The following is a 22,452-nucleotide window of genomic DNA, read 5'->3' as shown; positions in this document are numbered from 1 at the left end:
CGCGCTCACGGGGTGCCCTGCTCCTCGGGCACGGTCTCGTCGTCCGTATCCGTCGTGTCCGTGTCCGTCGAGTCGGAGTCGGTGCTGTCCGAGTCCGCCGTGTCCGGATCCGCCGTGTCGGAGTCGGTGGTGTCCGAGTCCGTCGAGTCCGTGTCGGTGGAATCCGTGTCGGTGGAGTCCGAGTCCGTCGAGTCCGTGTCGGTGGAGTCCGAGTCCGTCGAGTCCGTGTCGGTGGAGTCCGAGTCGGTGTCGGAGTCCGTCGAGTCCGTGTCGGTGGAGTCCGAGTCGGTGTCGGAGTCCGCCGAGTCCGTGTCGGTGGTGCCCGAGTCGGTCGAGTCCGTGTCGGTGGAGTCCGAGTCCGCCGTGTCCGTGTCGGTGGAGTCCGAGTCGGTGTCGGAGTCCGTCGAGTCCGTGTCGGTGGAGTCCGAGTCCGCCGTGTCCGAGTCGTCGGTGTCCGAGTCCGTCGTGCCGTCGGTCGCCGCCCCGGATGCGTTGTACGGCGGTCGTTGGCCCTCGGGCGTCGGTGGGAGCGTCTTGGCGAGTTCCTCCCGGCAGGCAGCGACGTCGTCGGAGGCCTCGTCCTCCTCCGCGCACTCGGCGACGGCTTCGAACTCGTCCTCCACCACGTCGGTCCCTCGCGGCAGGGGGACCTCCGTCTCCCCGGTATCCCGGTTCTCGGTCGCCGCCCGGATCTCCTCATCGGTGAGGAACTCACCTCGCGAGTTCTTGAGGAGGAAGGCGCTCCCGCAGCCGCTCCCTCGGAGCACGAGTCGCGGGGGGACGGCCGCGTCGTCCCAGTCGGCCTCACACGCCCCGTCGCCCGTGGGCTCCTCCGTGCTGTAGACCGCCCTCTGCAGTGCTGCGGCGAGGAACTCACGGGCGATCCTCTTGCACTCCTCGACGTCCTGGACGGGCTTCGTCGCCTCCGGGTTCTCGGGGTCGGGGCGGTCGGGGTCCTGACAGTCCATGTAGAGCCCTCGGAGGGCCGCTTCCAGGTTCTGCGTCCCCTCGAACTTGTTGAAGTCCGGGTCGTTGGGGGATGGCGGCGGAGGGAACTGCTCGGCCGGCTGCTCCCCGTCCGTCGGCCCACCTCGGGGTGACGACGGTTCCCCGGGGGGATCGACCGTCCTCGGGTCGATGCCGGCGCTGTCGGGCAGCAGTCCGTCCGGTGGCAGGACCGCCGGATCGAGAGGCCGATCGTCCGCGTCGACCAGGTGGAAGGTGCTCACGCAGTCCGCACCGGCCAGGACGAGGTGGCCCGCTTCCCAGTCGGCGCGACATCCGGCGTTGCCGTGGTCGACCAGCCGGACCGGTGCCGATGCGAAGAACTGCTGGACGGCGTCCCTGCAGCCTGCCCGGTCCGTCGTGGCGGGGTCGTCGCACCGCTCGTAGAGGATGGCGGCGGCCGCCTCCGCGGTCCCGGCACCCGAGATCGACTCGAGGAACTCGTCGTCCAACGGATGGGCACCCGCACCCGGCGAGCCCGCATCGGGTTGCGGCAGAGCCGGCGCACCCTCGGCCGACCCGGGACTGGACGCGCACGCCGCCACCACCAGCGAGGCGGTGATGAGGGCCAGTGCGGGGCGGGTTCGCTCAGACCTCAGCATCGCTGGTCCCCCCGGAACGGAGACGGTGTATGAAGCGACAGACGCTCCTCCGCCAGGGCTGATACGTCCACGGGCCGACCGCCCCGCGGCGCGGCGGTGCACGGGCAGGGGGCGTCCTGCCCGTGCCCGTCAGCGGTCGTGGACCAGCAGACGCGCACGTCAGCGGGCGGGTCCACCCGCCGAGTCAGGTGCCGCCGTCCGTCGGACGCGCACGAGAGTGCTCGTGACCCGGTGACGCGACGGTGACGCGACGGTGACGGCTCGCGCCCGAGTCTCCGTTCGCTCCCCTGGCTCACCGATCGCCCCGGACCGGCGGTCGGCCGACGTCGTGGGCAGCTCCCGTGTCCCGGACGCCACGGCAGCGGAGGAGGTGCGCCCCGGGACCGGACGACGGTCGTTCCCGCTCGGCCGGGGTACGGCAGGAGGACCGAGGGACGGGTGGACGGAGGGGCCGGCGGTGGCTGAGGTCGCGATCGCGTGTCAGGGCGGGGGCAGTCACACCGCCTTCACCGCCGGTGTGCTCCAGCGTCTGCTGGCCGCCGGGAACCACTCGGTCGTCGGGTTGTCCGGCACCTCCGGTGGGGCCGTCTGCGCGCTCCTCGCCTGGTACGGCCTGCTGACGGGCGGCGCGGCCGAGGCCGGCCGGCTGCTCGAGCGCTTCTGGGACGCCAACAAGGCGACGACGCTGCGGGACAGGGCCGCCAACGCGTGGCTGGTCGGCCTGGCCCGGCTGGAGGGCCGGGTGGTGACACCACCGCTGGTCAGCCCCTATGCGTACCCGGAGTACGCGAAGGCCGCGCTCACCGAGCTGCTGACCCGGCACGTCGACTTCGACCGCGTGGCCCGGCTGCAGGAGGAGCACGGTGCGGACGGACCGCTCCTGCTGGTGGGCGCCGTCGACGTCCTCACCGGCGAGCACCGGGCGTTCTCCAGCCGGGCCCGGGAGATCACCCTGGACGCCGTCCTGGCCTCGGCCGCCGTGCCGCCGCTGTTCCGGGCCGTGCGCGTGGGAGGCAGCTACTACTGGGACGGCCTGTTCAGCCAGAACCCGCCGGTGCACCAGCTCCCCGACGCCCGCCCGGAGGAGATCTGGGTGATCCGGATCAACCCGCGCGCCCGTGCGCGGGAGCCGAAGACCGTCGCCGACATCGCCGACCGCCGCAACGAACTGGCCGGCAACCTGTCGCTGCAGCAGGAGCTGCGCTTCATCGAGAAGGTCAACGAGTGGGCGGAGCGCCTGGGCGACCCGTACCGGCACATCGAGGTCCGGGAGATCGACCTGGACCTCGACCTCGACCTCGCCAGCAAGCTCGACCGCAGCCCCGCGTTCATCAGCCGGCTCGTCGAGGAGGGGCAGCGGGAGGCGGCGCGCTTCCTCGCCACCGTGCCCGGCTGAGGTCCGGTCCCGGCCCGGCACGTCACGACCGCCGGCGCGGTGAGCGGCGGGCCGGGGATGGTGCCCGGAGCGGCTGGACGGGTTGGCACGCCACCGGCTGGGTAGCTGCGGGCGACGGCCGTCGACGCGGCGGCCCGGTCGCCCGGGCCGCTCACGACAGGGAGCAACCAATGACACTGCCCGATCGGGACGCGGCGAGGGACTGGGTCGGCAGGACGGTGGTCGACCGCGACGGGGCCGAGATCGGCGTGTGCGCCGCCCTGTTGGCCGACGAGGCGACCGGGCGGCCGGAGTGGTTGTACGCCGAACGTGACGAGGCCACCGTGGTGGTCCCGCTGCTCGACGCGACCGGGAGCGGGGACCGGGTGCAGGTCGCGGTCACCCGGGCCGACGCCGAGGGGGCACCCCGGTTCGGTCCCACGCGCGAGCTGTCCCAGGACCAGGAGGCGGCGCTCTACCGGCACTACGGGATCGAGTACTCGACGGCCACCTCGGACAGCCTGCTGCCGGCCGCCGACGCCGAGTCGACCACGGCCCAGCCGACGGGGCCCGAGCCGACGGAGCCCCAGCCGACGGAGCCCCAGCCGACCGCGCCGAGCGGGCCGGAGCCGACCGGGCCCGCACCGGACGCCGCCGTGGGGCAGCCCCTCGCGAGCGCCCCCGCACGACGCGGTCGCGGGGTGGCAGGCGCCGTGGCCGTGCTCGCGGGCCTGGCGGCAGCCGTCGTCGCGGCCGTGCGCCTGCGCCGGGGGGCGCCGTTCGGGTGGGAGCGCCTCCTGCGACGCGGCGCTCCCCCGCCCAGGCCGGCCGCGCGCCGTGCCCTCGACAGCGCAGCCGCCGCCGGCGCTCGGGCCGTGCAGGCCGCAGCGGCGGCGGGACCCGTGCTGGAGGCCTCGGGCCGTACGGCGGCGGCAGCAGCGTCCGCGGGCGCCCGGGCAGCGAGGACCTACACCGACGTGGCCGCGGCCCGGCTCGCGCCGCTGCTGGCCACGACCGGGCAGGCGGCCTGGCGCGCCGCCCGCACCGGCACGGACGCGGCCGTGCGGGCCACCGACGCAGCCCTCCTCGCGGTCGGCGCAGCCGTGCCGCGGGTCGCCGAGGGCGCCGTCCACGCCGGACGGACGGGGCTGCATGCCGCGCTCACGGCGGGCACTGCGGTCCAGGCGGTGCCCCACGTGGCCGCCGAGACCGGGGAACGACTGGAGAAGGGCTGGAGGAGACTCATGGGCAGGTTGTCGTTGGGGCTCGGCTTCGGGGTGGGGTACGTGCTCGGCGCGCGCGCCGGACGGGCCCGGTACGAGCAGATCAAGCAGGCCGCGGCCGAGGTCGTGGAGCGGCCGGAGGTCCAGCAGGCACTGGAGCAGGTGAGGGCCGCCGCCCCGGCTCCGCTGCAGAGCAGCATCGACAAGCTGTCCGGGGGTGGATCCGGCCGCCCGAGCAGCCGCACCGGCACGGTGGACGTCGGGGCGGTCGACGACACCGTGACCGCACCCCCGCCGGTGCCGGGCACGGGCGGGCCCGCCGGGACGGACGCGCCGCTGCCGGACCCGCTCATCCCACCCACCAAGTCGGACAACGGCCCCACCGGACGACCGTGACCCGGGCGCAGCCGTAGCGGCCGCTCGGTCCCGACCGCCGTCGCGCCGGCCGCACCGGTCGAGGACCGTGACGCCGTCGTCCTGCCCTTCCCCCGCCCGGTGGTCGAGCAGCCGGCGGCGCCGGTCCGCTGCGACGCAACGGTGGCCTGACCAGGGCGGGGGCGCCGTGCGGCGCCTGCGCCACCGCCGGCGGCCGCTGCCACCACCCGCTGGCGGCCTGACCCCGTCGCCGTCCACGTTCCCGCAGGAACGTCCCCCGCCCGGAACGGCTGCCGTGCGCGTGCTCCGGTGGCACGAGGCTGCCCCCGGCTGGACCCCGCCGCGGGTGTCACACCCGGGTCGCGGCCGGTGTCTCCATGTCGACACCAGCAGACACCTGGAGGAGACATGGCGAGCAGCACGCGGGTTCCCCCGACCAACATCACCGGCATCTACGGGACCTTGCTGAAGAAGATCAGCCGGAAGGTGTTCGGCCAGGTACCGGAGGGTGCCGCGGTGATGTGGCACCACCCGGCCGTGCTCAAGGACTCGATGTCCTTCGGTCGCAAGGTCGACTCGTGGAACCGGCTGGACCCGAACCTCGCGTCGTTCGCGGCGATGGCCGCGGCTGGGGCGATCGGGTGCAGCTTCTGCCTCGACCTCCACTACTTCATGACGCACAACCGCGGGCTCAACGAGGCCAAGGCGCGGGAGGTGCCACGGTGGCGGCAGTCCACCGCCTTCACCCCCCTGGAGCGGAGGGTGATGCAGTATGCCGAGGCGATGAGCCAGACGCCGCCGGCCGTGACCGACGAGATGTCGTCCGCTCTGCTGGAGGAACTGGGGGCGCCGGCGCTCGTCGAGCTGACCGCCAGGATCGCCTTCATGAACTCGAGCGCCCGCGGCAACGTCGCGCTCGGCATCCGTTCGCAGGAGTTCTCGGCGTCCTGCGGACTGCCGCCGCTCGCGGTCCGGACGGCGGACGACGTCGCCTCGGCATGACCGACGACCCGTTCCTCGCCCACCGCAGCCTGCTGTTCACCGTCGCCTACGAGGTGCTCGGCTCGGCCGCCGACGCCGACGACGTGGTGCAGGAGACCTGGCTGCGGTGGGCGGACGCGGATCGGACGGCGGTGCGCGACCCTCGGGCGTACCTGGTGCGGATCGTGACCCGCCAGGCGCTCAACCGGGCTGCGCACCATGGCCCGCCGCCGCGAGGACTACGTCGGCGAGTGGCTGCCCGAGCCGTTGCTGACCAGTCCGGACGTCGCCGAGGACGTCGAACTGGCCGAGAGCGTCTCGATCGCCATGCTGACCGTGCTGGAGACCCTGGCGCCCACCGAGCGCGCGGTCCTGGTGCTGCACGAGGTGTTCGACGTGCCGTACGACGAGATCGCCGCGGCCGTCGGCAAGTCAGCAGCGGCGGTCCGGCAGATCGCACACCGGGCGCGAGCGCACGTGGCCGCGAGGCGTCCGCGGATGGCCGTGAGCCGCAGCGAGCAGCAACAGGTCGTGGAGCGGTTCCTCGCCGCGCTCACCGCCGGTGACCTGCAGGGCCTCATGGACGTGCTCGCGCCCGACGTGGTCGCAGTGGCGGACGGCGGAGGCCTTGCACCCGCCGCCAAGCGCCCGATCACGGGGCGGAAGCGGGTCGCCGCGGCCCTCTCCCACTTCGCCGAGCTGGTGCCCCCCGTGGAGATCACCACGCCGCTGGTCAATGGCGCGGTCGCCGCGCGGATCGACCCGGGCGGCGAGTTCGACACGGCGATCACCTTCGTCGTCGAGGACGCCCGGATCACCCGCATGTACGCCGTGCGCAACCCGCGCAAGCTGGGCAGGCTGGACACGGTGGCCGAGCTGCGGCGGTGACGGGCATCCGTGGCCTGTCCCTCGGGGAGCGGGCGTGGAGCGTCACGGGGTGCTGATCATCGGCGGCGGCAACGCCGGCATCTCACTGCGCCGCGCGACCGGTCCACGGCGCGGCTCACACGTTGAAGCGGAACTCCACGACGTCGCCGTCCTGCATGACGTAGTCCTTGCCCTCCATGCGCACCCAGCCACGGGCCTTCGCCTCGGCCATCGAGCCCGCCTCGACCAGCTGGTCGAAGGAGACGATCTCGGCCTTGATGAAGCCGCGCTGGAAGTCGGTGTGGATGACGCCGGCGGCCTGCGGGGCGGTCGCGCCGACCGGGATGGTCCAGGCGCGGGCCTCCTTGGGGCCGGCGGTCAGGTAGGTCTGGAGGCCGAGGGTGGCGAAGCCGATGCGGGCCAGCTGGTGCAGGCCGGGCTCGTCCTGGCCGATGCCGGCGAGCAGCTCGGCGGCCTCGTCCTCGGGCAGCTCGGCGAGCTCGGCCTCGATCTTGGCGTCCATGAGGATGGCCTCGGCCGGGGCGACGAGCCCGCGCAGCTCGGCGATGAGCTGGTCGTTGGCCAGCTCCTCCTCGTCGACGTTGAAGACGTAGAGGAACGGCTTGGTGGTCAGCAGGGTCAGCTCGCGCAGCGGCTCGGGATCGACACCGGCAGAGAACAGCGTCTTGCCCTCGTCGAGCACCTTCTGCGCGTCGAGGGCGGCGGCCAGCAGCGCCGCCCGCTCCTTGTCCTTGCGGGACTCCTTCTCCAGCCGCGGGATCGCCTTCTCCAGCGTCTGCATGTCGGCGAGGACGAGCTCGGTGTTGATCGTCTCGATGTCGTCGGCGGGGCTGACCTTGCCCTCGACGTGCACGACGTCGGGGTCGGTGAAGACCCGGATCACCTGGCAGATCGCGTCGCTCTCGCGGATGTTGGCGAGGAACTTGTTGCCCAGCCCCTGCCCCTCGCTGGCGCCGCGCACGATGCCGGCGATGTCGACGAACGACACCGTCGCCGGGATCGTCTTCTGCGAGGAGAACAGCTCCGCGAGCCGGCCCAGGCGGGGGTCCGGCACGCCGACCACGCCGACGTTGGGCTCGATCGTGGCGAACGGGTAGTTCGCCGCCAGGACGTCGTTCTTGGTCAACGCGTTGAACAGCGTCGACTTGCCGACGTTGGGCAGCCCGACGATGCCGATGGTGAGACTCACGGGCGTCCAGCCTACGGGGCGGCCGGATCGCGGTGCCGCCCGTCGGTCAGTCCGGCTGGGACCACCGCTGCTGCAGCGCGACCACTTCGTCGTCAGGGACGCCGACGGAGAAGTGCGCGTGGACGATGCGCCACCTGTCGTCCTCCCTGCGGACGACGGCGGTCACCCGGCAGTCCATGCCGCTCCCGTCCGGGAAGCCGAAGCGAGGCTCGTCGACCACCCATCCCAGGGTGCCCTCCTCCCAGCCCCGCGCGTCCCGGCTCTGGAGCGTGACTCCTTCGGTCTCGAAGCCGAAGCGCATCGCGGCACGGTCGGTGATGTTCTCCCCCGGCGCGGTGCCGATCACGAGCTCCGCCTCGGTCGAGACGACGTCGTCGAACCGGTCGACGTCCCCTCGGGTGACGCCGTCGCAGAACGCGCGCCACGCATCGACGGCAGCCGGCGACTCCTGCATGCCACTCGCCTCCCTGGTCGGCACGGACGAGGCCCCAGCAGTCGAGGCGGCCAGTCAACACCCCCACCGGCCCGCGCAGGCCGCCCGTCAGCCGCCGGGCGGGGGCAGCAGGCCGCGCTCGACGGCGACCATCACCGCCCGCGTGCGGTCGTCGACGCCGAGCTTGGCGAACACCCGCAGCAGGTGGGTCTTCACGGTCGCCTCGCCGATGAACAGCTCGCGGCCGATCTCGGCGTTGGTCAGCCCGCGCGCCACCCCGGCCAGCACCTCCAGCTCCCGCGCGGTGGGCGCCTCGACCGCGGGCGCCCGCAGGTGCGACACCAGCCGGGCGGCCACCGGTGGGGCGAGCACCGTCTCCCCCCGGGCGGCGGCGCGGACGGCGTCGGCCAGCTGGGGCAGCGGCGCGTCCTTGAGCAGGTAGCCGGTCGCGCCGGCGGCGACGGCGCGCACGATGTCGGCGTCGGTGTCGTAGGTGGTGAGCACCAGCACCCGGACGCCGGGGTGCGTGCCCGCCAGCTTCTCGGTCGCCGTCACGCCGTCCATCCGCGGCATCCGCAGGTCCATCAGGACGACGTCGGGCTCCAGCGACGCCACGAGCGCGAGCGCCTCGAGGCCGTCGCCGGCCTCGCCGACCACGGTGAGGTCCGGCTGGGCGTCGAGCCAGCCGACCAGGCCGCCCCGCACCACCGGGTGGTCGTCGACCACCAGCACCCGCGTGCTCACGTGCCCGGCACCCGCACGGTCACCCGCGTGCCCGCGCCCGGCAGCGACGCGACGTCGACCTCACCGCCGACCTGCGCCACCCGGTCACGCAGCCCCTCGAGGCCGGAGACGGACACCGCGGTGGGGTCGAAGCCCACGCCGTCGTCCTCCACGTGCACCGACACCTGCCCGCCGACCCGCGACAGCCGCAGCACCACCGCCGTCGCCCCGGCGTGCCGGCGGACGTTGGTCAGCGCCTCCTGCGCACCGCGCAGCAGCACCACCTCCTCGTCGCGCCGCAGGCCCGGCCCCTCCCCCAGCGCCCCGGTGTCCACCCGCACCGCCAGCCCGGTCTCCCGCGCGAACCGCTCGGCCAGCCGCTGCAGCGCCTCCACCAGCGTGGACCCGTCGAGCGCCACCGGCCGGAACGCGGCCACCACCGCGCGGGCCTCGGCGAGGTTGTCCCGGGCCACCTCCTCGATGACGGCCAGCCGCTCGCGGGCGGCCTCCGGGTCCGCGGGGAGCAGGGCGTCGGCGGTCTGCGCCAGGACGACGATCGAGGTGTAGCCCTGCGCCAGGGTGTCGTGCACCTCCTGCGCCAGCCGCTCCCGCTCGGCCAGCACCCCCCGCTCGCGCTCGGCGGCCGCCAGTTCCGACCGGGTGGCCTCCAGCTGCGCGATCAACGAGGCCCGCTCGGCGCTCTCGCGCAGCACGCGGCTGATCCACACGCCCAGCGCCAGGCTGAACGCGATGCCGATGCCGGTCTCGAGCACCACGTCGCCGGCGTCGCGGCCGGACTCCGCCGTGGCCCGCAGCACCGGCCCCGCGGCGCTGGCCAGCCCGAGCAGCAGGGTCCACGAGATGCCGGTGAGGTTGCCCTGGACGGCGAACCAGACCTGCGGGTAGGCGAGGAAGAGCAGGAACAGCAGCCCCGGGGCCAGCCAGCCGAGCAGGCCGAACGCGGCGACGAGCACGACGAGGTAGGCCACCGCCCTCCACCGGGCCCCGGCCCTGATGGCCGGCACGCCGAGGACGGCGTACGCGACGGCCAGCGCGGCCAGCACCGCGAGGGCGGGCGCCCGCCGCGCGCCGTCGACGGCGTCCCCCACCGCCGCGGAGACCACCGCCAGGCCCCAGACGACGGCGGAGATGACGTGCACGCCGACGACCGTGGTCCGCCACCCGCGCTCGGGCAGCGGCTCGCCGCCGTCGTCCTCGGGCGGGACGACGGCGGCGGCCAGCCGGCGGGTCAGGCTCATGCCGCCCGGCGCCAGCGGAACGCGCGGCTGCAGACCGCGAGACCGACGACCACCCACACCGCGAGCACGAGGGCGATCATCCCGTGCTCCCAGCTGCCGGCGGGCTCCGCGGCGGCCGCGGCGTCGGGGAGGAACACCGAGCGCATCCCCTGCACCATCCACTTCAGCGGGAAGACCGCCGCCACCTCCTGCATCCACGCGGGCAGCTCCGAGAAGACGAAGAAGACCCCGGAGAAGAACTGCAGGACGACGGCGAACGCGCTGATGCCGTTGCCCACCGCGCGGCTGCTGCCCGTCGAGGCGACCGCGATGCCGAGCACCGTGCCCGCCAGCGCGCCGCCGAGTGCCACCCAGGCGAAGGTCAGCCAGCGGCCGGCCCCGTCGGGCATCGGCACGTCGTAGGCGGTCGCCGCCACGGCCAGCAGCACCGTGAGCTGCAGCACCGTCGTCACGAGCACCTGACCGGCCTTGCCGAGGAAGTAGCCGAGCGGCGGCGTGCCGATGACCTGCAGCCGGGCCAGGTCGCCGCGCTCGCGCTCCTCGGCCAGCGCCGTCCCCACCGCCTGGAAGCTGGTCAGCATGATCCCGGTGGCCGCGATCCCGGCGAGGAAGTACTGGGCGAACGGCACCCCGCCCGGCCGGTCCTCGCCGGCGAAGACCGACGCGAAGATCACCAGCATCACGATCGGGTAGGCGAACGAGAACACGACCTGCGCCGGGTCGCGGACGAACAGCCGCAGCTCCAGCGCCGTCCGGGCCAGGCCGATGGACAGGGCCGACGGCGGCGCCGGCCGCGTGGGAGCGGGGGTCAGGACGGCGGTCATCGGGTCTCTCCCTCGGGTGTGGCGCCGACCAGGGACAGGTAGACGTCGTCCAGGCCGGGCCGGGTGACGGTCAGGCCGGGCACCTCGCCGGCCGGGTATGCGGCGAGCAGGTCGCGCAGGACCGCGGCCGGCTCCTCGGTGACCACCTCGCGGGGGACGCCCTCGTCGGTCCAGCGGACGGTGGCCCTCCGGCGCAGCGTGGCGCCGAGCTCGTCCGGCGGCGCGACGTCGACCAGGCGCCCGTCGGCGAGCACGCCCACGCGGTCGGCCAGCGCGGCGGCCTCGTCGAGGTAGTGGGTGGTGAGGACGACGGTGGTGCCGCCGGCCTGCAGCCCGCGCACCAGCTCCCAGAACTGCCGCCGCGCGACCGGGTCCATGCCGGTGGTGGGCTCGTCGAGGAACAGCAGCTCGGGCCGGCCCTGGACGCCGAGGGCCACCTCCAGCCGGCGCCGCTGGCCGCCGGACAGCCGCGCCACCCGCGTGCCCACGACCTCGGTGAGCCCCACCGCCTCGACCAGCGCGGCGGTGTCCTGTGCGACCCCGTGGTAGCGCGCGAAGTGGTCGAGGGTCTCCCGCACGGTGAGCGCGTCGCCGACGCCGGTGCTCTGCGCGACGACACCGATGCGGTCGCGCCAGGCCCGCCCGGCGCGGCCCGGGTCCTCGCCGAGGACGACGACCTCCCCGCCGTCGCGCCGGCGCACGCCCTCGAGCACCTCGACCGTCGTCGTCTTGCCCGCCCCGTTCGGGCCGAGCAGCGCGAAGACCTCGCCGCGGCGGACGTCGAGGTCGACCCCGTCGACCACGGCTCGCCCGCCGTAGCGCTTGACCAGTCCCCGGACGCGGACCGCGGGGGGATCCGCCGGCGCCGTCGTGCCGGGAGCCGGTGCCGCCTGTGTCGTCGTCATGGCCCAACCCTGCTCGCCGGCGGTGCCTGCGCGGGACAGCCGATGCGCCGGTCCGCCGTCCACCGATCGGTGGACGGACCTGGACCCCACCACACCATTGGACTGATTCCACGTTCGACGCGAGCGCTCGGGTGACCCGTGTCACGGGCGACCGGGCGTGATGTCGTCGAGTGCGAGGGGGTCGGCGTGTCCGCTGGACCACGTCGGGTCGGGATGGCCGTGGTCGGCCTCGGAGGAGCGGTCGCCACGACCGCCGTGGCGGGGCTGGAGCTGCTCCGCACCGGTGGCGGCGCCGCGACCGGGTTGCCGCTGGCGGGGCTGGAGGTCGAGGGCCGCCCCGTCGAGGGGGCGACCGGCCTGGCCGGCTACACGGGCCTGGTCGTCGGGGCTGGGACCTCGACGGCGGCGACCTGCGCAAGGCCGCTGAGCGGCACGGCGTCCTCGACCACCACCAGCTGGAGCAGGCCGGGGCGTACCTGTCCTCGGTGACCCCGTGGCCGGCGGCCGGGGACGCGGACTTCTGCCGCAACGTCACCGGCGGCAACGTGGTGCTCGCCAGGACCCGCCGTGCCCAGGTCGACGCCGTCCGGGCCGACCTGGTGCGCTTCCGCGCGGAGCAGCGCCTCGACGGGCTGGTGCTGGTCAACCTGGCCTCCACCGAGCGCTGGCCGGACCCGGCGGCGCCCGCGCTGCAGACGATCGAGGCCTTCGAGGCCGGGCTGGACGCCGACGACCGCGCCATCACCCCGGCGATGGTCTACGCCTACGCCGCGATCGCCGAGGGCGCCGGCTACGTCAACTTCACGCCGCCCGGCGGGCTCGCTGAGGTGCGCCTCCCCCAGGACCTGCACCGGCGCGCCGACGCCTGCGCCTGCTACCCCACCCAGCTCGGCTTCCAGTTCGGCGGCGTCGAGCGGATGCGCGCCGCGCTGGCCGGCCTGCCCGAGGTGCTGCTGGCGGGCGAGCGGGCGCGGGAGGTGCTGGCGTCGGTGGTCGCGTGACCGGCGTGCTCCTCCCACGGCCGACCCCTGACGCGCGGCGCCTCGTCGGCCTAACCTCTCGGAGTGGCTGACGACGACCTGCAGCGGCTGGTGCGACGCCGCCTGCTCGAACTGGGCGGGGACGCCCAGGACGCCTCGCGCCGGTCCTGCTGGGCGGTCGCCGCGCAGACCATCGAGCGGATGGCCCACGGCCGGCACCGCCGGCCGGTGAGCGAGCGGCTGGCCGAGGCCCTCGCCCGGGCCCTCGACGTGCCGGAGAACCGCGTCCGCCGGGTGGTGGGACTGCCACCCGTGGCGGACCCCCGCGCCGACATCCGGACGGGACCCCACCTCCGGGTCGTCCGCGAGGACGGCCGGCTCTCCTAGACGCGCGCGCCGGGGCGGCGGCACCCACCCGGGACGTGCCGGGCGCACGGCAGTGTCCGGAAACCGCCAGTTCCCCGCCCCCGCGGCTGTCATGCTCGTCGCGTGACCCCGCCGCTGGACGCCGAACGGTGCTACCGCGCGGTCGCCAGCCGGGACGCCCGGTTCGACGGCTGGTTCTTCACCGCCGTCGCCACCACCGGCATCTACTGCCGCCCGTCCTGCCCGGCCCGCACGCCGCTGCCGCACAACGTCACCTTCTTCTCCACCGCGGCCGCCGCGCAGGGCGCCGGCTACCGGGCCTGCCGCCGCTGCCGCCCCGACGCCGTCCCCGGGTCGCCGGAGTGGGACACCCGCGCCGACGTCGTCGCCCGGGCCGTGCGGCTGATCGGCGACGGCGAGGTCGAGCGCTCCGGCGTCCCCGGGCTGGCCGCGCGGCTGGGCTACTCCGAGCGCCAGCTGCACCGGCTGCTGGTCGGCGAGCTCGGCCTCGGTCCGCTCGCGCTGGCCCGGGCGCAGCGCGCCCAGACCGCCCGACTGCTCATCGAGACCACCGACCTGCCCATGGCCGACGCCGCCTTCGCCGCCGGGTTCGCCAGCATCCGGCAGTTCAACGACACCGTCCGCGAGGTCTTCGCCGCGGCCCCCACCGAATTGCGCCGCACCGCGCCGGCCGGGCCGCCCGGCACGCCCGGCCGGCTGACGCTGCGGCTGGCGGCCCGCGCCCCGTACGAGGCCGCCGAGGTGCTGCTGTTCCTCGGCGTGCACGCCGTCCCCGGCCTGGAGGAGTGGGACGGCACGACGTTCTCCCGCGTGCTCGACCTGCCGCACGGGCCCGGCGTCGTGCACCTGTCCCCCGCCCCGGACGGCGGCTCCGCGGTCACCGCCCGGCTGGACCTGCGCGCGCTGCGCGACCTGGGGACGGCGGTGGCCCGCTGCCGCCGGATGCTGGACCTGGACGCCGACCCGGCCGCGGTCGACGGCGTCCTCGGCGCGGACCCGGCACTGGCCGGGCTGGTGGCCGCCGCGCCCGGACGCCGGGTGCCCGCCTCCCCCGACGCCGACGAGCTGGCCGTGCGCGCCGTCCTCGGCCAGCAGGTCTCCCTCGCCGGCGCCCGCACGCTCACCGCCCGGGTGCTGCTGGCCGCGGGCACGCCGCTGCCCGAGCCGGTCGGCACGCTGACCCACGCCTTCCCCCGCCCGGACGCGCTCGCCGGGGCCGACCTCACCGCCGTCGGCCTGACCGGCGCACGCCGCCGCACGGTGCACGCGCTGGCCGGGGCGCTGGCGTCCGGGGCGGTGACGCTCGACCCCGGTGCCGACCGCGCCGAGGCCGGCCGGGCACTGCGCGCCGTCCCCGGGATCGGCCCGTGGACCGCCGCACTGGTGGCCCTGCGCGGGCTCGGCGACCCCGACGTGTGGCTGCCCGGTGACCTGGCGCTGCGCCGCTCCCTGGCCACCCTCGGCAGCTCCGACACCGATGCCGCGACCCGCTGGCGGCCGTGGCGGTCCTACGCCGTGATGCACCTGTGGGCACTCGCCGTGCCGATCCTGTCGACCCGCCCCACCGCCCACACCCGACCCGTCGCCGCCGATCGGAGCGCCTCATGACCCCGCTTCCCGCCCGCTCCGCCACCGTCGACACCCCGCCGGGGCCGTTCACCGTGGTCGTGGACCGCGAGGGCGCCGTGCTCGCCAGCGGCTGGACCGCCGACGTCGCCGACCTCCTCCCCGTCGTCCACCGCTCGCTGCGGCCGGTCTGGGTCGAGCCGGTCGAGCACCTCCCCGTCCTCGACGCCGTGACCGCGTTCGTGGACGGCGACGTCACCGCCATCGACGAGGTCCCGGTGCGGCAGCGCTCGGGCCCGTTCCTCGAGGACGCCTGGGAGGTGCTGCGCACCGTCCCCGCCGGGACGCCGGACACCTACGCCGCCTTCGCCGCGCGCTGCGGGCGCCCGGCGGCGGTGCGCGCGGCGGCCAACGCCTGCGCGCGCAACGCCGCGGCGCTGTTCGTCCCGTGCCACCGGGTGCTGGGCTCCGACGGCGGGCTCGGCGGTTTCCGCTGGGGGACGCCGGTCAAGCGCTGGCTGCTCGACCACGAGGCGGCCCACGCCCCGATGCCCGCCTGAAGAAGGACCCCCCTTCCCCCCCACGCCTCGCACGCTCGGCGCGGGCCCTTGAAGGGCGGCCGTGTGTCGGCCCGCAACTGTCGGACCCGTCCGGCAGGCTCCCCGGGGTGGACGCCGCCTCGCTGCTCACCGGTCTGCTCGTCGGCGCGCTCCTGGCCACCGCCGTCACCCTCGGCGTCGTCGCGCTGGTCTCCCGCAACCGGCCGGCCGACGACGGCCTGGAGCCGGTGCACGAGTCGCTGGACCACCTCCACCGGCTGCTGGCCGGCATCGAACGGGACCGCGCCACCGCGCACGGCGAGCTCCGCGAGCAGATGGGCACCGTGGGGCAGACCTCGGCGCTGCTCCGGCAGGAGACCGCCGCGCTGGTGACCGCGCTGCGCACCCCGCACGTCCGCGGCCGCTGGGGCGAGGTCCAGCTGCGCCGGGTGGTCGAGGTCGCCGGGCTGCTCGAGCACTGCGACTTCGTCGAGCAGCCGTCCGCCACCAACGACGCCGGCGCGGGCGTCCGGCCGGACCTGGTGGTCACCCTCTCCGACGGCCGCCAGGTGGTCGTCGACGCCAAGGTGCCGTTCACCGGCTACATCGAGGCGGTGCAGGCCGAGGACGTCGCGGTGCGCGCCGAGCGGATCGCCGCGCACGCCCGCCAGCTGCGGGCCCACGTCGACGCCCTCGCCGCCCGCCGCTACCCGACGGCGTTCCGGCCGGCCGCGCCGTTCACGGTGCTGTTCGTGCCCTCCGACGGGTTCCTCACCACCGCGCTGGAGGCCGAGCCCGGGCTGCTGGAGTACGGCTTCGCCCGCGACGTCGTGCTGGCCACCCCCAGCACCCTGCTCGCGCTGCTGCGCACCGTCGCCTACTCGTGGCGGCAGGAGCGGCTGGCCCGCGACGCCGACCAGGTGCTCGAGGTCGGCCGCCGGCTGCACGCGCGGCTGTCCACCCTCTCCGGCCACCTGACCCGCCTGGGCTCGGCGCTGTCGTCGACCCTGACCCGCTACAACGAGACCGTCGGCTCCTACGAGGGGTCCGTGCTCGTGGCCGCCCGCCGCTTCGACGACCTCGGGGTCGCCGAGTCGCCGGTGCCCACGCCGCCGCCGGTGGAGGCCACGGTGCGCACGCTGCGCCCGGCCGACCTCCCGCTGCCCGGGGACCTGCCGCGCCGCACCGGCCTGGCCCCGCAGGACGACGGGCCCCCGACCGTGGAGCGCGACGGCACGAGCGGGTGAGGCCGGCGGGCGCGATCCCGGCCGCCCCCGTCGTCGCGCCCGTACCGTCCCGCCACAACCGTCCCGCCGGTCACACCCGGTGTGCGTCCGGAGCTGCCGTTTTGGCAGTTCTGCACAGCGCGCTTCGGTGCCGTCCTCCCTCGCGGCCGCTCCGGCCGTGGCTACCGTTGCTCTCGACAGGGACCCCCGCGCGGAGGTCCGCCACGAGGGGACGGGAGGTCCGCCATGGCCACGGTGAGCACGGCCGACACCTGGCGCGATACCGGGCGGCGCTCCGCCCGTCCCGAGGCGGCGGACTACGTCTCGCGCATCGGCCGCCCGCCGGTCCCCCCGCCGCCCCCGCGGCTGAGGTCGACCGAGCTGCCGCCGTTCCCCGAGGACATGGCCCGCGCCGCGCGCGGCGGGGACGATCGCCCGGTGCCGCCCCGCCCCTCCCCGGACCGGCCCGCCCGCCCCTCCCGGGACGCCGGGCGCAGCCGTCCGGTCCCCCCCGACGCCGACCGTCCGCGGGTCCGCGACGACCACCCCCGCGACCTGCACCGGTCCGAGGAGCACGCCGCCGACGACCACCGCCGCGGTCCCCGGCCGCCCGAGCCGCGGGCCGCGTCCCGCCGTCCGGCCGGCCGGGGCGCGACCGCGCAGGCGCCCGAGAGCGGCAGCCGGCTGCGCGGCGCGGTCGCCGTCCTCGCCGTCTTCCTCGTCACCCTGGGCGCGGCGGCCCTCGAGTCCTGGATCGGCACCGGCCTCGGCCTGGTCACGCTGGGGGCGCTGACCGCGGCCAGCGCCGTGGCCACGCTGCTGGTGCGCCGCCGCGACCTGCTCACCCCGGTGGTCGCCCCGCCGCTGGTCTACATCGCCGTCGCCGTGCTCAACACCGCGCTGGCGCCGTCGGCTCCGCTGAACCTGACGGCACTGGCCGCCCTGCTCATCCGCGGCTTCCCGGCGATGGCGGTCGCCACCGCCGCCGCCGCGGTCGTCGCGCTGATCCGCTGGGCCGCCCGCCGCTGAAGGACGCCTTCGACAGCACGGCCCCCTCCCGGGACCGGGAGGGGGCCGTCGTCGTCTCAGGCCTGGTGGGCCCGGCGCTCAGGCAGGCTCCTGGGCGCGCTTCGGGCGCAGCTCGTGCGGCAGCGCGAACACCAGCCGCTCCTCGGCGGCCTTGACCGTCTCCACGTCGGGGTAGCCGCGCTCGGCCAGCCAGTCGAGCACCTCGCTCACCAGCACCTCGGGCACCGACGCACCGCTGGTGACGCCGACGGTGCCCACGCCCTCGAGCCAGGCGGGGTCGATCTCGGAGGCGAAGTCGACCAGGTGCGAGGCGCGGGCGCCGGCCTCCAGCGCCACCTCGACCAGCCGCACCGAGTTCGACGAGTTGGTCGACCCGACGACGACGACCAGGTCGCACTCGCCGGCCATCTGCTTGACGGCCTGCTGCCGGTTCTGCGTGGCGTAGCAGATGTCGTCGCTGGGCGGGGACTGCAGACCGGGGAAGCGGGTCTTCAGCTGGTCGACCGTCGCCAGGGTCTCGTCGACCGACAGCGTGGTCTGCGACAGCCACACGACCTTCTCCGGGTCGCGCACCTGGACGCTGGCCACGTCGTCGGCACCGTCGACGAGCTGGATGTGCTCGGGCGCCTCGCCGGAGGTGCCCTCGACCTCCTCGTGCCCGCGGTGGCCGATGAGCAGGATGTCGTAGTCGTCGCGGGCGAACCGCTTCGCCTCCTGGTGCACCTTGGTCACCAGCGGGCAGGTCGCGTCGATCGTCCGGAGCTGCCGCGCCGCGGCCTCGGCGTGCACCGCCGGCGAGACGCCGTGGGCGCTGAAGACGACGACCGAGCCCTCGGGCACCTCGTCGGTCTCGTCGACGAACACCGCCCCGCGCCGCTCCAGCGTCGCCACCACGTGCTTGTTGTGGACGATCTGCTTGCGGACGTAGACCGGGGCGCCGTGGATCTCCAGGGCGCGCTCGACGGCGACCACCGCCCGGTCCACGCCGGCGCAGTAGCCCCGGGGATCGGCCAGCAGGACACGTCCGCGCTGATCAGCCATGGGCCCATGGTAGGTGGGCGCCGCCCGGCGGTCCGGGGAGGAGACGAGTACCACCATCCGGGGGCCCGGGGCCACCAGAGGGGTGTCGGGCGCGTCGATTCGGGGCAGGGTGGGGCCATGTCGCGTGAGATCCCACAGGTCGTCCGTGCGGTGGTCGGGCTGGCCGCCACCGTCATCGATGACACCCTCCAGCTGCCCCGGACGCTGCCGGGCCTGCCGGTCCGGGTGATCGGCCTGGCCATGCAGGCCACGATGAAGGTGCAGCAGCACTACGCCGGCCTGGTCGCCCGCGGCGACGAGGTCTTCACCGGGTTGCGCGGCGAGGCCGAGCCGGGGCTGGCGACCTTCGACGAGGACCTGCCCGAGCCGGCCGCCGGCCGCACCTCCGCCTTCGACCGCGCTCCCGCCGGGTTCGACCAGCCGACGTCCTTCGACCGGGCGTCGGCGCCGGTCGACGACGAGGAGGTCGCCGAGGAGGTGGCCGCCCTCATCGACGACGAGGTCTCCGGCCTGCCCGCCGAGCCGGCGCCCGAGGAGGTCGTCGAGGCCCTCGCCGACATCACCGACGAGGTGGCCGCCGCCGGGCTGGACCTCGACCGCGCCGAGCCCGGGCTCTCCACGGAGGACGCCCTGGAGAGCGCGCTGCTCGAGGCCGACGGGGCCCCCGACAGCGCACTGGTCGACGGCGGCACCGGGGACACCGGCGTCGTCGACACCGACGAGATCGCCGAGAGCCCCACGACCCCGCCGGCGTCCCTGCTGGACGCCGACGCGACCGAGTTCGACGTGCACCCGTCGGCCACGGCCGAGGCGCCGGCGCCCAGCGACCCTGGCGGCTCCCCGGTCGGCGAGGCGGCCGGCGCCCCCGACGTGGCCGGCGAGGTCGACGTCATCACCCCGGACGGCGAGGTCGCGACCGTCGAGGGCACGGTGACCGACGAGGGCGTCGCCGCCCCCGAGGCGCCCGCGGAGGAGACCCCCGGCGCACCGGCGCAGGCCGACCGCCAGGGCACCCGGGTCGACGAGGCGCTCGGCACCGAGGCCAGCGAGGCCGACACCCGCCCCTCCACGGAGGGCACTGCCGCCGGGGACGACCGCGACGCCACCGGCCGCGGCGAGGAGGTGGTCACCGCCTCCGGCGCGGCCGTCGACGACGCGCTCGGCGCCGGGGACGCCGCGGCGACCCCCGAGGCCGGCACCGTGGCGGCTCCCGCGGCCGACGCCGTGGCGGCTCCCGCGGCCGACGCCGTGGTCGCCACGGACGAGGGCGGCACCGAGGTGGCCGCGGCGACCGGCGTCCGCACCGACGTCGACGAGTCCGCGTCCGCCGACGAGGCCGCGGACACCACGGGCGCCGCGGCGGCCGGTGCGGCACCGGTCGAGGGCTACGACAACTTCACCATCGCCCAGCTGCGCGGCCGGCTGCGCGGCTACCAGCTGAGCACCGTGGCCGACCTGGTTGCCTACGAGGAGGCCACCCGGGCCCGCGAGCCCTACCTGCGCATGTTGCGCAACCGGCTGGAGAAGCTGGAGCGCCAGGCGGTCGAGGACAGCCCGCTGGCCCCACGCGGCGCCTGAAGGAGCGCACCGCCCCGGACCGGCCCGGCCCCGCCACCTCGGCGGAGCCGGGCCGGTCGTCGTGGAGCCCCTTCCCCGGCGTCCCGAGCCCCGCCCACCCCGCGAGCCACAGGACGCTGCAGCCACCCCGTCGCTCCCCGGGCCGCCGCCCGGCCCCACGTACGCTCACGGACGGCCGTGACCGTTCCGGCCACCCGTACCGACAGGAGCTCCATGTCCGTCCAGCCCCGGGACGTCATCGCCCTCGGGCAGCCGACGATCGGCGAACCCGAGCTGCGCGCCGTCGACGAGGTGTTCCGCTCCGGCTGGCTCGCCGGGCAGGGGCCGGCCGGCCGGCGGTTCGAGGAGGCCTTCGCGCACGCCACCGGCACCCGGCACGTCCTGCCGGTGAACAACTGCACCGCGGCGCTGCACCTGGCCACGACCGCACTGGGCCTCCGGCCGGGCGACCAGGTGGTCGTGGCCGACCACACCTTCCCGGCGACCGGGCACGCGGTGGTCTACGGCGGGGGGACGCCGGTCTTCGCCGACGTCCGCCCCGACACGTGGACGGTGGACCCGCAGGCGGTCGAGGCGGCCGTCACCGAGGCGACGGTGGGGATCATCGCCGTCGACACCCTCGGGCAGCCGGCCGACTACGCCGAGCTCGAGGCGATCGCCGCGAAGCGGGGCCTGTGGCTGGTCGAGGACGCCGCGTGCTCCGCGGGTGCGACCTACCGGGGCCGGCCCGCCGGCAGCTTCGGCGACGCCGCGGCCTTCTCCTTCCACGGCCGCAAGGGCATCACCGCCGGCGAGGGCGGCGCGCTCACGACGGACCGGGCGGACGTCGCCGAGCACGCCCGCAGGGCCCACAACTTCGGCATCGAGGGCGCGCTGTCCCGCGAGGGGACCGCCGGGCTGCCGGTCCCCCGCTTCGAGACGATCGGGCACAACTACAAGCTCTCCGACATCGCCGCGGCGATCATGCTCGCCCAGCTGGACCGGCTGCCGGACCTGCTGGCCGCGCGGCAGGCCGTCGCCGAGTCCTACGAGCGGCTGCTCGGCGACCTCGACCTGGTCACCCTGCCCTCCACCGCGGCCGACCGGACCCACTCCTGGCAGACCTACGCGCTCCTGCTCGACCCGGGCGTCGACCGGGACCGGGTCGCCGTCGAGCTGCGCGGCCGCGGGGTGCAGTGCACCTTCGGCACCTACGCCTCCCACCTGCAGCCGGTGTACGGCGTGACCGACCCGTGCCCGGTCTCGGCGGACGTGTTCCGCCGCTCCCTGGCCATCCCCATGCACGCGAACCTCACGGAGTCCCAGGTCGAGCGCGTGGCCGCGACGGTCCGGGACGCCGTCACCTCCGCCCGGTGACCCCGCCGGCCGCGCCCTCCAGGAGCCTGACCATGCCCTCGACCGTCCTCGTCACCGGAGGCGCCGGCTTCATCGGCTCGCACGTCGTCCCGATGCTCCTCGAGCGCGGGTACCGGGTCCGGATCCTGGACAACATGTCGCGCGGGGACCGCGACACGGTGGCCGCGTGGGTCGCCACCGGCCGGGTCGAGCTCGTCGAGCAGGACGTCCGCTACGGCGGCGCCGTCCACAACGCGATGCGGGGCTGCGACTCCGTCGTCCACCTGGCCGCGGTGTCGGTCAACAAGAGCCAGGCCGACCCGTACGAGAGCATCGACATCAACGTCGTCGGCGGCAACAACGTGTTCGCGGCGGCGGCCGACCTCGGGGTGCGCCGGGTGGTCTTCGCCTCCAGCGCCTCGGTCTACGGCGACCCCGAGACCCTCCCCATGACCGAGGACGGCCCGGTCGACCCGCTCACCCCGTACTGCATCGCCAAGCTCAACGGCGAGCAGCTCCTCGGCTTCTACGCCCGGCGGTCGGCGATGACCTGGATCGCACTCCGGTTCTTCAACGTCTACGGGCCCGGCCAGAAGCCGACGGCCTACTACACCTCGGTGATCAACCACTTCGTGAAGCGGCTGCGCAACGGGGAGCCGCCGGTCATCGACGGCCGGGGCGAGCAGTCCATGGACTTCGTGCACGTGCACGACGTCGCCCGCGCCGTCGTCCTGGCCCTCGACGTGGACGCCGACAGGGCCAACGTGCCGATCAACGTGGGCACCGGCATCGACACCACGGTCGCGGAGCTGGCCCGCACGCTCATCGGCGCGGTCGGCATCAACGTCGAGCCGCAGTTCAACCCGCGCGACGTGCTCGTCTCCCGCCGGGCCGCCGACACCACCCGGGCCCGGGAGGTCCTGGGCTGGGAGCCGATGATCGACCTCGCGACCGGGATGAAGGACCTGGTCGAGAACGAGATCGACTGA

General features: G+C 75.5%; 22 protein-coding genes and 1 pseudogene. 15 read left to right on the top strand and 8 right to left on the bottom strand.

What is annotated here, in order from left to right:
- Positions 1-5: 5 nt before the first annotated feature.
- The gene (locus tag ACI78Z_RS09055) at positions 6-1,457 is read right to left on the bottom strand and encodes a hypothetical protein (protein WP_457036195.1); all 1,452 of its coding nucleotides are present in this window, start codon (positions 1,455-1,457) and stop codon (positions 6-8) included.
- Positions 1,458-2,064: 607 nt separating this feature from the next.
- On the opposite strand from ACI78Z_RS09055, the gene ACI78Z_RS09050 reads away from it, so the two are divergent.
- The 5 genes and pseudogenes from ACI78Z_RS09050 (at position 2,065) to ACI78Z_RS09030 (ending at position 6,449) form a co-directional block, all read left to right on the top strand.
- On the top strand, positions 2,065-3,003 hold the full coding sequence (locus tag ACI78Z_RS09050) for a patatin-like phospholipase family protein (RefSeq protein WP_457036194.1): 939 nt from the start codon (positions 2,065-2,067) through the stop codon (positions 3,001-3,003).
- A gap of 170 nt (positions 3,004-3,173) precedes the next feature.
- On the top strand, positions 3,174-4,601 hold the full coding sequence (locus ACI78Z_RS09045; protein ID WP_457036193.1) for a hypothetical protein: 1,428 nt from the start codon (positions 3,174-3,176) through the stop codon (positions 4,599-4,601).
- A gap of 387 nt (positions 4,602-4,988) precedes the next feature.
- Positions 4,989-5,582 (top strand): carboxymuconolactone decarboxylase family protein, encoded by a 594-nt coding sequence (locus tag ACI78Z_RS09040; RefSeq protein ID WP_457036192.1) that lies wholly within the window; start codon positions 4,989-4,991, stop codon positions 5,580-5,582.
- A pseudogene (locus tag ACI78Z_RS09035) lies at positions 5,579-5,713 on the top strand (sigma factor); the annotation flags it as partial. The gene ACI78Z_RS09040 and the pseudogene ACI78Z_RS09035, both read left to right, overlap by 4 nt.
- 67 nt (positions 5,714-5,780) lie before the next feature.
- The gene (locus tag ACI78Z_RS09030) at positions 5,781-6,449 is read left to right on the top strand and encodes a sigma factor-like helix-turn-helix DNA-binding protein (protein ID WP_457036191.1); all 669 of its coding nucleotides are present in this window, start codon (positions 5,781-5,783) and stop codon (positions 6,447-6,449) included.
- Between the two features lie 115 nt (positions 6,450-6,564).
- Here the strand turns inward: ACI78Z_RS09030 and ychF are convergent, their stop codons facing one another.
- The 6 genes from ychF to ACI78Z_RS09000 all read right to left on the bottom strand — a co-directional run bounded on the left by ychF (position 6,565) and on the right by ACI78Z_RS09000 (position 11,782).
- On the bottom strand, positions 6,565-7,638 hold the full coding sequence (gene ychF / locus ACI78Z_RS09025; RefSeq protein WP_457036190.1) for a redox-regulated ATPase YchF: 1,074 nt from the start codon (positions 7,636-7,638) through the stop codon (positions 6,565-6,567).
- 46 nt (positions 7,639-7,684) lie between these two features.
- Positions 7,685-8,092: a nuclear transport factor 2 family protein gene (locus tag ACI78Z_RS09020; protein ID WP_457036189.1), complete on the bottom strand. Its 408-nt coding sequence runs from the start codon at positions 8,090-8,092 to the stop codon at positions 7,685-7,687.
- Positions 8,093-8,179: 87 nt separating this feature from the next.
- Positions 8,180-8,815, bottom strand: a complete 636-nt coding sequence (locus ACI78Z_RS09015; protein ID WP_457036188.1) for a response regulator — start codon at positions 8,813-8,815, stop codon at positions 8,180-8,182.
- Positions 8,812-10,053: a sensor histidine kinase gene (locus ACI78Z_RS09010; protein ID WP_457036187.1), complete on the bottom strand. Its 1,242-nt coding sequence runs from the start codon at positions 10,051-10,053 to the stop codon at positions 8,812-8,814. The genes ACI78Z_RS09015 and ACI78Z_RS09010 overlap by 4 nt, the downstream gene beginning before the upstream one ends.
- Entirely contained in the window at positions 10,050-10,877 is an 828-nt protein-coding gene (locus ACI78Z_RS09005) for an ABC transporter permease (RefSeq protein WP_457036186.1), read from the bottom strand. The genes ACI78Z_RS09010 and ACI78Z_RS09005 overlap by 4 nt, the downstream gene beginning before the upstream one ends.
- On the bottom strand, positions 10,874-11,782 hold the full coding sequence (locus ACI78Z_RS09000; RefSeq protein WP_457036185.1) for an ABC transporter ATP-binding protein: 909 nt from the start codon (positions 11,780-11,782) through the stop codon (positions 10,874-10,876). Before ACI78Z_RS09000 ends, ACI78Z_RS09005 begins: the two co-directional genes overlap by 4 nt.
- Before the next feature lie 186 nt (positions 11,783-11,968).
- On the opposite strand from ACI78Z_RS09000, the gene ACI78Z_RS08995 reads away from it, so the two are divergent.
- The 7 genes from ACI78Z_RS08995 (at position 11,969) to ACI78Z_RS08965 (ending at position 17,509) form a co-directional block, all read left to right on the top strand.
- Positions 11,969-12,271, top strand: a complete 303-nt coding sequence (locus ACI78Z_RS08995) for a hypothetical protein (protein ID WP_457036259.1) — start codon at positions 11,969-11,971, stop codon at positions 12,269-12,271.
- Positions 12,193-12,783, top strand: coding sequence for an inositol-3-phosphate synthase (locus ACI78Z_RS08990; RefSeq protein WP_457036255.1), 591 nt, complete (start codon positions 12,193-12,195; stop codon positions 12,781-12,783). The genes ACI78Z_RS08995 and ACI78Z_RS08990 overlap by 79 nt, the downstream gene beginning before the upstream one ends.
- Positions 12,784-12,846: 63 nt before the next feature.
- Positions 12,847-13,149 carry a hypothetical protein gene (locus tag ACI78Z_RS08985; RefSeq protein WP_457036184.1) on the top strand — a complete coding sequence of 101 codons (303 nt, stop codon included), beginning with the start codon at positions 12,847-12,849 and terminating at the stop codon, positions 13,147-13,149.
- A gap of 102 nt (positions 13,150-13,251) precedes the next feature.
- Entirely contained in the window at positions 13,252-14,757 is a 1,506-nt protein-coding gene (locus ACI78Z_RS08980; protein ID WP_457036183.1) for an AlkA N-terminal domain-containing protein, read from the top strand.
- The gene (locus ACI78Z_RS08975) at positions 14,754-15,275 is read left to right on the top strand and encodes a methylated-DNA--[protein]-cysteine S-methyltransferase (protein ID WP_457036182.1); all 522 of its coding nucleotides are present in this window, start codon (positions 14,754-14,756) and stop codon (positions 15,273-15,275) included. The genes ACI78Z_RS08980 and ACI78Z_RS08975 overlap by 4 nt, the downstream gene beginning before the upstream one ends.
- Before the next feature lie 107 nt (positions 15,276-15,382).
- Complete coding sequence (locus ACI78Z_RS08970) at positions 15,383-16,501, top strand: DNA recombination protein RmuC (protein WP_457036181.1); 1,119 nt, start codon at positions 15,383-15,385, stop codon at positions 16,499-16,501.
- A 225-nt stretch (positions 16,502-16,726) separates the two neighbouring features.
- Complete coding sequence (locus ACI78Z_RS08965; RefSeq protein ID WP_457036180.1) at positions 16,727-17,509, top strand: DUF6542 domain-containing protein; 783 nt, start codon at positions 16,727-16,729, stop codon at positions 17,507-17,509.
- A 78-nt stretch (positions 17,510-17,587) separates the two neighbouring features.
- Here the strand turns inward: ACI78Z_RS08965 and ACI78Z_RS08960 are convergent, their stop codons facing one another.
- A complete protein-coding gene (locus ACI78Z_RS08960) occupies positions 17,588-18,550 on the bottom strand; it encodes a 4-hydroxy-3-methylbut-2-enyl diphosphate reductase (protein WP_457036179.1) in 963 nt (320 codons plus the stop codon).
- A gap of 117 nt (positions 18,551-18,667) precedes the next feature.
- On the opposite strand from ACI78Z_RS08960, the gene ACI78Z_RS08955 reads away from it, so the two are divergent.
- From ACI78Z_RS08955 to ACI78Z_RS08945, 3 genes are all read left to right on the top strand, one after another.
- Positions 18,668-20,128 carry a hypothetical protein gene (locus tag ACI78Z_RS08955; RefSeq protein WP_457036178.1) on the top strand — a complete coding sequence of 487 codons (1,461 nt, stop codon included), beginning with the start codon at positions 18,668-18,670 and terminating at the stop codon, positions 20,126-20,128.
- Between the two features lie 213 nt (positions 20,129-20,341).
- The gene (locus ACI78Z_RS08950) at positions 20,342-21,484 is read left to right on the top strand and encodes a DegT/DnrJ/EryC1/StrS family aminotransferase (protein ID WP_457036177.1); all 1,143 of its coding nucleotides are present in this window, start codon (positions 20,342-20,344) and stop codon (positions 21,482-21,484) included.
- A gap of 32 nt (positions 21,485-21,516) precedes the next feature.
- Positions 21,517-22,452: an NAD-dependent epimerase/dehydratase family protein gene (locus tag ACI78Z_RS08945; RefSeq protein ID WP_457036176.1), complete on the top strand. Its 936-nt coding sequence runs from the start codon at positions 21,517-21,519 to the stop codon at positions 22,450-22,452.

The sequence above is a fragment of the Geodermatophilus sp. SYSU D01176 genome (assembly GCF_054050015.1).
Note: the sequence above shows the minus strand (reverse complement) of the source record. Positions and strands in the feature narration are given on the sequence as shown.